General features: G+C 59.6%; 10 protein-coding genes. 3 read left to right on the top strand and 7 right to left on the bottom strand.

Annotation, left to right across the window (positions count from 1 at the left end):
- Positions 1–8: 8 nt before the first annotated feature.
- On the bottom strand, positions 9–1,343 hold the full coding sequence (locus FQ187_RS25915) for a dicarboxylate/amino acid:cation symporter (RefSeq protein ID WP_149631652.1): 1,335 nt from the start codon (positions 1,341–1,343) through the stop codon (positions 9–11).
- Positions 1,344–1,682: 339 nt separating this feature from the next.
- Between FQ187_RS25915 and FQ187_RS25910 the strand changes: the two genes are divergently transcribed.
- Positions 1,683–2,681 carry an AraC family transcriptional regulator gene (locus tag FQ187_RS25910; protein ID WP_149631651.1) on the top strand — a complete coding sequence of 333 codons (999 nt, stop codon included), beginning with the start codon at positions 1,683–1,685 and terminating at the stop codon, positions 2,679–2,681.
- A gap of 108 nt (positions 2,682–2,789) precedes the next feature.
- Here the strand turns inward: FQ187_RS25910 and FQ187_RS25905 are convergent, their stop codons facing one another.
- From FQ187_RS25905 to FQ187_RS25890, 4 genes are all read right to left on the bottom strand, one after another.
- The gene (locus tag FQ187_RS25905) at positions 2,790–3,044 is read right to left on the bottom strand and encodes a DUF6124 family protein (protein WP_149631650.1); all 255 of its coding nucleotides are present in this window, start codon (positions 3,042–3,044) and stop codon (positions 2,790–2,792) included.
- Between the two features lie 448 nt (positions 3,045–3,492).
- Positions 3,493–4,839, bottom strand: a complete 1,347-nt coding sequence (locus tag FQ187_RS25900) for an ATP-binding protein (RefSeq protein WP_129437583.1) — start codon at positions 4,837–4,839, stop codon at positions 3,493–3,495.
- Positions 4,836–5,513 (bottom strand): response regulator, encoded by a 678-nt coding sequence (locus FQ187_RS25895; RefSeq protein ID WP_046046505.1) that lies wholly within the window; start codon positions 5,511–5,513, stop codon positions 4,836–4,838. Before FQ187_RS25895 ends, FQ187_RS25900 begins: the two co-directional genes overlap by 4 nt.
- A 116-nt stretch (positions 5,514–5,629) precedes the next feature.
- Positions 5,630–6,232: a porin family protein gene (locus tag FQ187_RS25890; RefSeq protein WP_149631649.1), complete on the bottom strand. Its 603-nt coding sequence runs from the start codon at positions 6,230–6,232 to the stop codon at positions 5,630–5,632.
- A 279-nt stretch (positions 6,233–6,511) separates the two neighbouring features.
- On the opposite strand from FQ187_RS25890, the gene FQ187_RS25885 reads away from it, so the two are divergent.
- Positions 6,512–7,237 (top strand): 4'-phosphopantetheinyl transferase, encoded by a 726-nt coding sequence (locus FQ187_RS25885; RefSeq protein WP_218580714.1) that lies wholly within the window; start codon positions 6,512–6,514, stop codon positions 7,235–7,237.
- A 127-nt stretch (positions 7,238–7,364) separates the two neighbouring features.
- Here FQ187_RS25885 and FQ187_RS25880 read toward each other — a convergent pair whose 3' ends face one another.
- Together FQ187_RS25880 and FQ187_RS25875 are read right to left on the bottom strand one after the other, a co-directional pair.
- The gene (locus FQ187_RS25880; RefSeq protein WP_129437591.1) at positions 7,365–8,975 is read right to left on the bottom strand and encodes an ATP-binding protein; all 1,611 of its coding nucleotides are present in this window, start codon (positions 8,973–8,975) and stop codon (positions 7,365–7,367) included.
- Positions 8,972–9,685, bottom strand: coding sequence for a response regulator (locus FQ187_RS25875; protein WP_149631647.1), 714 nt, complete (start codon positions 9,683–9,685; stop codon positions 8,972–8,974). The genes FQ187_RS25880 and FQ187_RS25875 overlap by 4 nt, the downstream gene beginning before the upstream one ends.
- 739 nt (positions 9,686–10,424) lie before the next feature.
- Here FQ187_RS25875 and FQ187_RS25870 point away from each other — a divergent pair.
- Positions 10,425–13,319, top strand: a complete 2,895-nt coding sequence (locus FQ187_RS25870) for a ribonucleoside-diphosphate reductase subunit alpha (protein WP_008147967.1) — start codon at positions 10,425–10,427, stop codon at positions 13,317–13,319.
- The last annotated feature ends 37 nt before the right edge of the window (positions 13,320–13,356 follow it).

Here is a 13,356-nt window from a genome sequence, read left to right as displayed (position 1 = left end):
CAGCCGTCTTACTTGACGTTGATTGGGGTTGGGCCTTCGGCCACGCCCAGGTCGTCTTCAGGACGGGTGTCGGCGATGCCGCGACCGCCAGAAGCCAGTTCGGCGTGCATCACGTCGGTGTCCAGCTCCTTGACCCACTTGGCCACCACCAGGGTGGCAACAGCGTTACCGACCAGGTTGGTCAGGGCACGAGCTTCGGACATGAAGCGGTCGATACCGAGGATCAGCGCCAGGCCGGCAACCGGCAAGTGGCCAACGGCGGACAAGGTGGCCGCCAACACGATGAAGCCACTACCGGTCACGCCCGCAGCGCCTTTGGAGGACAGCAGCAACACCACCAGCAGGGTGATCTGGTGAGTGATGTCCATGTGGGTGTCAGTTGCCTGAGCAATGAACACCGCCGCCATGGTCAGGTAGATCGCCGTACCGTCGAGGTTGAACGAGTAGCCTGTCGGGATCACCAGACCCACAACGGATTTCTTCGCGCCCAGACGCTCCATCTTGATCAGCATGCGTGGCAGCACCGATTCCGAAGAAGAAGTGCCCAGCACGATCAGCAGCTCTTCACGGATGTAGCGAATCACTTTCAGCACGCTGAAGCCGTGAGCGCGAGCGATACCGCCCAGCACCACCAGAACAAACAACAGGCAAGTGATGTAGAAGCACGCCATCAACTGACCCAGTTGCACCAGCGAACCCACACCGTAGGCACCGATGGTGAACGCCATGGCACCGAAGGCACCGATTGGCGCAAGCTTCATGATCATGTTGATGATGTTGAACATCACGTGGGCGAAGCGATCGATGAAGTCCAGGATCGGCTTGCCGTAGGCACCCAGGCGATGCAGGGCGAAACCGAAGATCACCGAGAACATCAGCACTTGCAGGATATCGCCTGTGGCGAACGCGCCGACGATGGTGGACGGGATCACGTTCAACAGGAAGCCAACAACGCTTTGATCAGCACCGGCCGCTACATAAGCAGCCACTTTGGAGGCATCCAGCGTAGTGACGTCGATGTGCATGCCGGCACCCGGCTGCACGATGTTGACCACCACCAGACCGACCAGCAATGCAATGGTCGAAACGATTTCGAAGTAGAGCAGCGCGTAACCGCCGGTCTTGCCGACCGACTTCATGTTCTGCATGCCCGCAATACCGCTGACGACGGTGCAGAAGATGATGGGGGCGATGATCATTTTGATCAGTTTGATGAACCCGTCACCCAGCGGCTTGAGGGCTACACCGGTCTGCGGGTAGAAGTGACCGAGCAGGATGCCGATGGCAATAGCAACGATCACCTGGAAATACAGGGATTTGTACAGTGGCTGACGAGTCGTCATTGCAAAGTTCCTCAAGAGTGCCAGGTGACAACATCCATCTGTTGCCAAAGACACTTCAATTGCGAACCCTCCTGCACTGGAGGGATTTGTTTTGTCGAGCTGCGCAACGGCAGGCATCTGCGGGTTGTATCGCAAGGCCCGTGCCACCTTCGTCAAATCGCCATCAAGCCTTTTGACATCAAGGGTTGCAGGTTTTTCTTTGTCGCCAAACGGTTACGGCAAAGTGGCGGATTTCCGCCCATCGACCAGACCTCGTCCTACAAATTGGCGGATATCCGCCTTGTTCATCATCAGGCACCACAGCTACCATCCGCCGTTCAATGGACGGACCTGCCTTCTATGCGCGAACGCACCATCGCCAGTCATTTCGCCCGTGCCGCCCTCGGTGGCGCACGCCGGCTGGGTTATGACTGTTCAAATTTGCTGCAACAACTCGGCATCAGCCCCGAGTTGCTTGAAGAGCCACGAGCGAGAATCGCGCCTGAACAGTTCACCCGATTGATCCAGGGACTGTGGCTGGCACTGGACGACGAATACCTGGGCTTCGGGCCAGTCCCGAGCAAAACCGGCAGTTTCGCGATGATGTGCCATGCGGTGATCCACTGCCGCACTCTGGAGAAAGCACTCTACCGCGGCCTATTGTTTTACAGCTTATTCCCCGACAGCCCGCGTCTGACCCTGACCCGCGAAGACGACATGATTCGCCTGAGCCTCGACGATTCGCAGTTCCGCGACCCGGACCACTTCCTCACCGAGAGCCAGTTGATGGTGTGGCATCGACTCGGCAGCTGGCTGATCGGCCAGCGCATTCGGCTGGAACAGGCGACGTTCAGCTACCCAAGGCCCGAGCACGGCGCCGAATACGACTTGTTGTTCCCCTGCCCGATGGCCTTTTCCACGGCTCAGAGCAGCCTGTTGTTTCACAGTCGCTACCTGAACATGCCGCTGTTGCAGGATGAACGGACACTCAAACATTTCCTCGAACACTCCCCCGCCGACCTGTTGTCGCGCCCGGATGATGGCGACAGTTTGAGCAGCCAGCTACGAAGGTTGCTCAGCCGCGACAGTTCACACTGGCCAGACCTGGAAGCGGTGGCCGCGCACTTGCACATCAGCCCGCAGACATTGCGTCGGCATTTGCGGGAAGAAGGGTCGAGTTTTCAGGAATTGAAGGATCAACTGCGGCGGGACATTGCGATTTATCACTTGGGGCGGGCGGATCTGTCGTTGCAGCAGATTGCCGAGCAACTGGGGTTTTCAGAGCCTTCGGCGTTTCACCGGGCGTTCAAGAAGTGGACCGGGTTGACGCCTGGGGCTTACCGCGCGCAAGAGAATTAAGATCAAAAGATCGCAGCCTCGTTTCACTCGACAGCTCCTACGGGGTTTGGCGTACACCTGTAAGAGCTGTCGAGTGAAACGAGGCTGCGATCTTTTGATCTACCGCTACTACTGAAGATCGAGCCTATCCAGCGCCCGATTCACCGCCAGTTCACCCAGCATGATGATTTGCGCAATGCCCAACAGCGAATTGCGACTCGTCCCCTCCATATGATCCGCGAGATCCATGGTCATTACATTGGCCGAGGCCAGCGACTCGCACGCATGGGCCAGCAGGGTTTCGGTATCGAGCTCCGGGTTGACGATGAACATCGTGCTGGGTGTGCGCGGGGTTTCAGGCGGATTGGGGGTGATCTTGAACATTTGAGCTCCTAGAGTAATGGAGCCGCTACGCATCGCTGCTAAACGAAAAAGGGGTGGCGGCTGTACGCGGGTTAGCAGACCAGGACTCTAGAACCCGGCGCACCGAAGTGCCCCACGCAAAGCCGCCATAACATCTACGGCGGACGCTGTACGTCTAGAGATGACCCGAGCTGCTAAACCCGATCGCTGATGGTCAGCGACAGGGAAACGATAGAGCCCCAGACCCAAGGCGCACAAGCCGGCGGATTCTGGCGTAGTCGTAGGCAGCGGCGCAAGGATGTGTAGCCTGCGTGAGTGTCTGGAGATGTGTTTTAAACACTAACTATTTCATTGCTTACACGGGCCTCTTCGCGAGCAAGCCCGCTCCCACATTTGAACGAGTTATTCAGGAGAAATGCGATCGAATGTGGGAGCGGGCTTGCTCGCGAAGAGGCCCGTAAGAACACCATCAAACCACCGGAAAATGAATCCGAAACGCCGCCCCACCCATGGGCGAGTCCCCCAGCGTCAGCTTCGCGCTGTAGCTTTCAATAATGTCCTTGACCACCGCCAACCCAATCCCCTGCCCCGGATGCTGCCGATCCAGCCGCTCGCCCCTTTGCAGAATCCGCGCCCGCTGATCCGGTGGCACGCCCGGCCCATCATCCTCGACACACAACTCAACCCCGCCAAGGCTTTCGCGCACGCTGATGCGTACTTCGCCGAGGCACAGGCGATAGGCGTTTTCCAGCAGGTTGCCCATCATTTCCAGCAACGCCCCCTGCTCGATCGGCACGTAACACGGGTCTGGCAGATCGAAGGCGACCCGCACGCGTTTGTCGCGGTAGACCTTGTCCAGTGTGTCGCACAGGCTTTGCAGCACCGGACGCAGGCGTACCTGATGGCGCACCAGACCGCTTTTGCGCAGGCTGGCGCGTTGCAGCTGATAGCTGATCTGCTGGCTCATGCGTTCGATCTGGGTTTGCAGCACCCAGGCCTGATTACGATCGGCCGGGCGCTGGGCCATGTCTTCGCTGACGCCTTGCAGCACGGTCAGCGGGGTTTTCAGGCTGTGGGCCAGGTCGTCGAGGGAATCGCGATAGCGGCTGCGTTGTTCGCGCTCGCTGTGCAGCAAACGGTTGAGGGAGCCGGTCAGGCGCAGCAGTTCGCGCGGGTGTTGTTCGCTGAGGCTTTCGCGGGTGCCGCTTTCAATCTCGTCCAGCTCCTGACTGAGCCGGCGCAACGCCTGCAAGCCCCAGGTCAGGCCGATCCACAGCAGCGCGAGCAACACCAGCAAGGCGGCACCGAATCCGAGGTAGAGGTTTTCCCGCAGGCCCTCGAGGGTGGCTTCGTACTCACGTACCGGTTGCAGCGCGACGATGCTGAACGCCGCGCTTTTACCGCCGAGCAGTTTGACTTCGACGTCGTAGACGAAGAATTCCTGACCGTCGGCCTCGCGAATTCGGGCGAACTCGTTGCCGCGTCCGTCGTAACGCGGTTTGTAGTTGATCTTCTCTTCGCGGGTGGCCTTCGAGCGCCACACCAGGTGAGCTTCGCGGTCGTAGATGTAGCCGAGCAAACGGCTGTCGGTCAGGTTGAAGCGCTCGTCGGGCAACTGCGCCGGCATTTGCAGGGTGTTGTTTTCCACCCGCGCGGCAGAGATCAGCGTGGTGACGTCCGACGCCAGGCGTTGTTCGATCGAGTCCTGCAACGCCAGGCTGAACGCGCCCTGCATCGCCGGCAGCAACGCCAGCATGAACAACACCGCCAGGATCGTGGCGGCGAGCATCAAACGGACACGAAGGGAACGAATCAAGTGCAGCGCTCATTGAACAGGTAGCCGAGACCACGCACGGTATCGATCGGTTTGAAGCCGGCCGGGCCTTCAAGTTTGCGGCGCAGACGGCCGACCAACACCTCGATCACGTTTGGATCGCGCTCGTCGTCGTCCGGGTAGAGCTGCTCCATCAAGCGGTCCTTGGCCACTACTTGCTGGTGATGCCGCATCAGGTACTCGAGGATCCGATACTCGTAAGCGGTCAGCGCCAGCGGCTGTTCATCGAGGGACGCCTGTTTGCGATTGAGGTCCAGCAGCAACGGCCCGGCGACGATGGTCGACTGGGTGAAACCGCTGGAGCGGCGCAGCAAGGCATTCAGGCGCGCGTCGAGCTCTTCGAACTGGAACGGCTTGACCACGTAATCGTCGGCGCCGGCGGCGAGGCCTTCGACCTTGTCCTGCCAGTTGCCGCGCGCGGTTAGGATCAGGATCGGGAAGGTCTTGCCGCGCGAGCGCAATTGACGAATCAGGTCGAGCCCGCCCATGCCCGGCAGGCCGAGGTCGATCACCGCCAGGTCATGGTTGTACTGCTCGGTCTGGTACAGCGCCTCTTCGGCATTGGCCACGGACTCGACCACGTGGCCGCTGTCCGTCAGGCGGGTTTGCAGGTGATGGCGCAACAGTGCTTCATCTTCGACGACCAGCAGTTTCATAACGCTCTCCCAGGCAAATCATCATCTCCAGAGGCATGCGTACCTCGATGGCTAACATGGCGACGCCGGATCAGTCTTTTGGATTGATCCGGCGCCGGCCTTTTCGGACGCGTTTCTTAGAAAGCGTAGTTCGCCGACAGGTAAGTCTGGGCGCTGCTGGTCAGGTCCAGCGAACCCTGTTTGCTGCCACCGCGTTCGCTCATCTCGGTGCTGGCGTTGCTGCGCAGATAACGGTAACCCAGTTCCACCGAGGTGTTTTGCGAAACCTGTTGCAGGACACCCAATTGGCCGCCGATGGCGTAACCGATGTCGCTGTCGCGGCTGAAGCCTGGGGAATCCTGAGTCATTTTGGTCAAACCGGCCGTGGCGCCGCCGAACAGCTTGGTGCTGCCGCCCACCGGGTAGAACAGATCGTAGCTGCCCAAGAGGTTTTCCTGACGCAGTTTAATGCCATTGTGTGAGCCCGACACGTTGTCGTAAGTGGCGTAGTAGCGGCCCTGGCTATTTTGCTGGCCCAGACGCACACCCCAGGTGTTGTCCTTGCCGATCACGCCGTCGGCGTTCGGGCTGTTGAGGTTGTCGTTCAGGGCGTGAGACTTTTTGACCTTGTCGCTGGTCTGTCCAAAAGTAAGGCTGGCGAAATTGTCGTCGGAAGCGAAAGCCGCGGTACTCGCGCTCAGGACAGTGAAAGCCAGAAGCAGTTTTTTGAAGCCAGTCATAGGGGAGTTCCTTATGCGCTATGTGCTATTTGGGTACGGGGCAAGGTTACTCACCCGGCCCTGAACTCCCCCTGAACGCACTCTGAACCTGAGCTGAACCAGATCGACCCAGCTGTTTTTGACGACTTTTCTGTCAGGAGATCCGACCATGCGCATGTTTCTCGCTTTCGTTTTGCTGGCCTTGAGCGGGCTGACTATAAATTTGTCAGCCTATGGCCGCGACGCCAATCCAAAGCTTTGTACTACCCAGCCTGAGAGCAACCCGGCAAAATGCCCCACATGAATCGCGCCCCCGCCCTCCCCGTCTGCTGCACTCCACTCGATGCCCATTGGCCGCTGCCGTTTGCGCTGCCCGATACGGTGCTGTTGAGCACTCACTTCGATACCTCGCAACTGGCCAGCGATGATTTCCAGCGCAGCGCCATCGAGCCACCGCCCACCATCCAGCGTTCGGTCGCCAAGCGTCAGGCGGAGTTCCTCGCCGGGCGGGTTTGCGCTCGGGCTGCGTTACAACAGTTGGAAGGGCTGAACTTCATCCCGGCCATCGGCGAGGACCGGGCACCGGTATGGCCGACGCACATCACGGGCTCGATTACCCACAGCACCGGCCAGGCCTCGGCGATTGTCGCGAAGAAAACCCACTGGCGCGGCCTGGGAATGGACCTGGAAAACCTGCTCAACCCTGAACGGGCCGAGCGACTGGCCGGGGAGATCCTCACCCCGCCAGAGTTGCAACGCATGACCGCCGGCCGTCGCGATCAGTTGGCGATGCTGGTGACCCTGACGTTTTCGGTGAAGGAAAGCCTGTTCAAGGCGCTGTATCCGATCGTTCAGCAGCGCTTCTATTTCGAGCACGCTGAAGTGTTGGAGTGGGCCGAAAGCGGTGAAGTGCGGCTGCGGTTGCTGACTGATCTGTCCAGCGAATGGTGCAATGGCACTGAGATGGATGCGCAGTTCGGGGTGGTGGATGGGCAGTTGCTGAGTCTGGTCAGCATCAAGGCCTGAGGATCTTCAGTGTTTGGGAGGGCCTCTTCGCGAGCAAGCCCGCTCCCACAGGGGATTTGCGGTGAGACATAGATCCAATGTGGGAGCGGGCTTGCTCGCGAAAGCGGTGGTTCATTCACCACATGTCTCACCGCTTCTCCTGATTCCTCGGCCAGCTCAGGCTGAAACACGCCCCCCCCAAACTCTTGCTCTTGCTGATCAACGCCCGGCCATCATGCCAATGGATGATTCGCCGCACGATGGACAGCCCCAACCCATGCCCACCGGAGGCGCGGGTGCGACTGTCATCAAGGCGCAGGAATGGTGTAAAAATCTTCTCCCAGGCCGTTTCCGGTACGCCCGGCCCGTCATCCTCGACATCCACCCGACAGCGCTGCTGCCCGACCTGATAGCTGACGGTCACCCGTGATTGAGCGTGGCGCATGGCATTGCTTACCAGGTTCTGCAACGCCCGGTGCAGGTAACGCGGCTCGGCCTCGACCCAGGCGTCGTCGTTGTCAGCGGCGGACAAACACAAACCGCGCTGCACCGTGACCTCGGCGCGTAACGGCGCCAGTTCTTCGATCACCTGATTGACCAACGTATCCAGATCGATCCGCTGAAAATTCAGCGCCGGCGAACCCTGCTCCAGTCGTGCGTAGGTGAGCATCTCGTCCACCAGGCGATCGAGATCCTCGATGTCGTGGTCCATGCCTTCACAGTATTTTTCCAACGCCTGCGGCGTGGTGGCCGAGCCGATCATTTCCAGACCAAAACGCAACCGCGCCACGGGTGTGCGCAGCTCATGAGACACGGCGCGCACCAGCTCACGCTGGATCGCCAGCAACTGCTGCAGGTGCTCGGCCATGCCGTTGAACGCCGAAGCCAGCCGTCCCACCGAGTCCGCGCCGCGTGCCGGCACGCGGGTTTCCAGGCTGCCCTTGGCGATGCGCGTGGCGGCCGCCTCCAGGCCACGCAAACGACGCTCAAGTTGGCGCACCAACAAATAGACGATCAAACCGATCAGGCTCAAACCCAGGGCGGCGATCAGCACCAGCCATTCCGGCGGATAAGGATTCATCTGATACAACGGGCCGATCTCCAGCACCCACGGCGTACCGACCATGCCGGCAAACACCCGGATCGAATCGCCGCCCTTGCCCAGCGCCATCACCGTGTCGCCCTCGGACACCCGGCGACTCTGGTCCTCGTCCATGTCCGCCTGCTCGATCGTCACCAGCCGCAAGTCGAAACCAAACCCTTTATCGCGCTTCAACTGCGCCAGGCGTTCGGGTTGCTCGGCCACGGGATAGCGCACCAGTTCATCGGCCAGCAGGTAAATAGTCGCCCGGGCCAGTTGTTCGCTGATTTGCTGAACTTCGCCGGTCAGCACCAGCTGTTCCTTGTCGCTGACCAACCGGTAAACCTTCGCCGCATGCGGACCGGTCTGCTCCACCAGCGCCTGACCGCGCAGCACGCGGGTGCGCTGGGTGAGGTCGAGATCGGTCTGGGCAAAGGTTTTCAGCGCCAACGGAATCCCCAGCAACCGCTCCCACACCAGCAAGGCCCGGTGGCGCTCGGTTTCGTTCATCGGGTTCAGGTTGTCGGCCATCAGCGAGAACGTGCCGTGGGCCAGGCGCTCACGGTATTGCTCGCCGCGCACCTGATTGAGCAGGTGCAAGGCCAGCACGCCGAGTACCGCCACCAGAATCAGCGCCGCGCACATGCCACCGTAAATGCGCAGGAAGATCGAGTTCACAGCGTGCAGGCTTCAGGAACGAACAGATAACCTTTGCTGCGGATGGTCTTGATCAGTCGTGGATGGTCCGGGTCGTCGCCAATTTTCGGGCGGATGCGCGAGATGCGCACGTCGATGGAGCGGTCCTGGCCGTCATAGCCGATGCCGCGCAGTGCGGTGAAAATCTCTTCCCGGGACAGGATGCGTCCGGCGTTGGCCACCAGCAGCCAGAGCAGGTCGAACTCGGCACTGGTCAACTCGATGCCGTTGTCGTTCAGCCAGGCTTCGCGCAATGCGTTGTCGACCACCAACGGACCGAACTGCAGGCGTCGTTGTTTTTCCGGCGCCACTTCAGGGCTTTCACTGCGCCGCAACAGGGCCTGGATGCGCGCCAGCAGCAAACGTGGGCGAACCGGTTTGCACACGTAGTCGTCGGCGCCCAGGTCCAGGCCAAGAATCTGATCGGTGTCGTCGGTGCGGGCGGTGAGCATCAGGATCGGGCCGTCATACTTGTCGCGGACCTTGCGGCAGATGCTCAGGCCATCTTCGCCCGGCAACATGAGGTCGAGGATCACCAGGTCCGGTTTCTCCTTGATGATCCGTGCCGCGGCCAAGGCGCCGTTGCCCTCGATCGATACGCGCAGACCATTGGCTTCCAGGTAATCGCGGGTCAGTTCGGCCAGACGCTGGTCGTCCTCCACAATCAATACCTGCCAGGCTTCTTGCTCCACGGTGACCTCTGCTTGCCAACAACACTTAATAAGGAAGGATCCACCCGTCTTTTTGTAATGATTGGGGAGGATAAGAATGCGTACGCACTGGCCGATTGTATAAACGCCGCTCGCCAAGAACACAAGCCGGTAAATGCGTTCGGACAACGCGGTTTTTTGTGATAGGGTTCGCGCCCTTAAAAACCCGAGCGACTGTTTTCAATCGGTGAAAATCAGTGAAAAACGGTCCGCTCCAGCTAGGTCGCGGCCTACACGCCCGTTCCACCTTTCACACACAATTTACGCACAGGTTTATCCACAGGTAGTACGTTGCAACACCCCCCAAAACGCATTATCTTGTACCTCGGCGCCAAAAAAACCCTACATGTAGGGTTTTGCGTAAAAAACCAAACACAAACCAGACACCGATTTCAAGCGCTTTTATTGCCTCTGTCCGGTTGAACCAAACGTATTTTCGAAAGACCAAACCGCGCGTGCGGATGGCTACTGTTTTTGAGCCGAAAACGGCGTTAACGGTACGGGTGTTGCAGTCAATTACTGTCACCCAAAAGGATCCCGGTTTCAGGTTCAAGGCCTGGGACCAAAGACTTCGGCATGGAAGCGGCGCCCCAATTGCCCCTTCCTGATCTGTCCCGAAGTTGGTATGCCCGGCCCCTCGCCGGTTGTAGTGCTTCAGGACGGAACGGTGGGCACCGTAATGGTGCCCAAACAAACATAGAGAATGTGGAGACAACCCCCCATGCAAACCGACACAACTCGCGAGAACCCGCAGGGCACCTTGCCGCAGGCCGCAGATTCGACTTCGGATCTGTCCGCCACCGCGCCTGGCCAGCTGCGCGTGATCAAGCGTAACGGCACTGTCGTTCCTTACACCGATGACAAGATTACCGTCGCCATCACCAAAGCGTTTCTCGCAGTTGAGGGCGGCACCGCTGCCGCTTCGTCGCGAATCCACGACACCGTTGCCCGTCTGACCGAACAAGTCACCGCGACCTTCAAGCGTCGCATGCCCTCGGGCGGCACGATCCACATCGAAGAAATCCAGGACCAGGTCGAACTGGCCCTGATGCGTGCCGGCGAGCAGAAAGTGGCGCGCGACTACGTGATCTACCGTGACGGTCGTTCGAAAGAACGCGCCGCCCACGCACCGGCCGAGGAAGCAGTCAACGCTCACCCGTCGATCCGCATCACCCGCGCCGATGGCACCTTTGCTCCTCTGGACATGGGCCGCCTGAACACCATCGTTACCGAAGCGTGCGAAGGTCTTGCAGAAGTCGACGGCGACCTGATCCAGCGCGAAACCCTGAAAAACCTGTACGACGGCGTGGCCCTGACCGACGTCAACACCGCACTGGTTATGACCGCCCGTACCCTGGTCGAGCGTGAGCCAAACTACTCGTTCGTGACCGCCCGCCTGCTGATGGACACCCTGCGTGCCGAAGGCCTGAGCTTCCTGGAAGTCGCCGAAAGCGCGACCCACCACGAAATGGTCGACCTGTACGCCAAGGCCTTGCCTGCGTACATCGCCAAAGGTATCGAATTCGAATTGCTGAACCCGGTCCTGGCCACCTTCGACCTGGAAAAACTCGGCAAGGCGATCAACCACGAACGCGATCAGCAGTTCACGTACCTGGGCCTGCAAACCCTGTACGACCGTTACTTCATCCACAAGGACGGTATCCGCTTCGAACTGCCGCAAATCTTCTTCATGCGCGTGGCCATGGGCCTGGCGATCGAAGAGAAGAACAAAGAAGACCGTGCGATCGAGTTCTACAACCTGTTGTCGTCCTTCGACTACATGTCCTCGACCCCGACCCTGTTCAACGCCGGTACCCTGCGTCCACAGCTGTCGAGCTGCTACCTGACCACCGTGCCGGATGACCTGTCGGGCATCTATCACGCGATCCACGACAACGCCATGTTGTCGAAATTCGCGGGCGGCCTGGGCAACGACTGGACGCCGGTTCGTGCACTGGGTTCGTACATCAAAGGCACCAACGGCAAATCCCAGGGCGTGGTTCCGTTCCTTAAAGTAGTGAACGACACCGCCGTTGCCGTTAACCAGGGTGGCAAGCGCAAAGGCGCTGTCTGTGCCTACCTGGAAACCTGGCACATGGACATCGAAGAGTTCATCGAGCTGCGCAAGAACACCGGTGATGATCGTCGTCGTACCCACGACATGAACACTGCCAACTGGATCCCTGACCTGTTCATGAAGCGCGTCTTCGATGACGGCAAGTGGACCCTGTTCTCGCCGTCCGAAGTTCCAGACCTGCACGACCTGACCGGCAAGGCCTTCGAAGAGCGTTACGAGTACTACGAAGCCCTGTCCGAGTACCCGGGCAAGATCAAGCTGTTCAAGACCATCCAGGCCAAAGACCTGTGGCGCAAAATGCTGTCCATGCTGTTTGAAACCGGCCACCCATGGCTGACCTTCAAAGACCCGTGCAACCTGCGCAGCCCGCAGCAGCACGTCGGCGTGGTTCACAGCTCGAACCTGTGCACCGAGATCACCTTGAACACCAACAAGGACGAGATCGCCGTTTGCAACCTGGGCTCGATCAACCTGCCGAACCACATCACCAACGGCAAGCTGGACACCGCCAAGCTGGAACGCACCGTGAACACCGCCGTTCGCATGCTCGATAACGTTATCGACATCAACTACTACTCGGTGCCGCAAGCGAAGAACTCCAACTTCAAGCACCGTCCGGTCGGTCTGGGCATCATGGGCTTCCAGGACGCTTTGTACCTGCAGCACATTCCTTACGGTTCCGACGCTGCCGTCGAGTTCGCCGACAAGTCGATGGAAGCGGTCAGCTACTACGCGATCCAGGCTTCCTGCGACCTGGCCGACGAGCGCGGCGCCTACGAGACGTTCCAGGGCTCGCTGTGGTCCAAAGGCATCCTGCCGCTGGATTCGCAACAGATCCTGATCGAGCAACGTGGCCAGAAGTACATTGACGTTGACCTGAACGAATCCCTGGACTGGGCACCGGTTCGTGCCCGTGTGCAGAAAGGCATTCGTAACTCCAACATCATGGCCATCGCACCGACCGCGACCATCGCCAACATCACTGGCGTATCGCAGTCGATCGAACCGACCTACCAGAACCTCTACGTGAAATCGAACCTGTCGGGCGAATTCACCGTGATCAACCCGTACCTGGTTCGCGACCTGAAGGCTCGCGGTCTGTGGGACTCGGTCATGATCAACGACCTGAAGTACTACGACGGTTCGGTGCAACAGATCGAGCGCATCCCGCAAGAACTCAAAGAGCTCTACGCGACTGCCTTCGAAGTGGACACCAAGTGGATCGTTGACGCGGCAAGCCGTCGTCAGAAGTGGATCGACCAGGCTCAATCGCTGAACCTGTACATCGCTGGCGCATCGGGCAAGAAGCTGGACGTGACCTACCGCATGGCTTGGTACCGTGGCCTGAAAACCACTTACTACCTCCGTGCCCTGGCCGCAACCAGCACCGAGAAGTCGACCATCAACACCGGCAAGCTGAACGCTGTTTCCAGCGGCGGCAACCACGGTGAAGATTCGGTCCTGGCAGCGCCTGCCGGCCCTGCTCCAGTGCCGAAGGCTTGCGCCATCGACGAGCCGGATTGCGAAGCTTGCCAATAAGCTGAGCCGGTAGGCGCTGAAAGGCGCTTACTCGAAA

Source organism: Pseudomonas sp. ANT_J28 (genome assembly GCF_008370005.1).
Lineage (GTDB): Bacteria > Pseudomonadota > Gammaproteobacteria > Pseudomonadales > Pseudomonadaceae > Aquipseudomonas > Aquipseudomonas frigoris.
The sequence above is the reverse complement of the archived record's forward strand: the minus strand, read 5'-3'. Positions and strand labels throughout refer to the sequence as shown.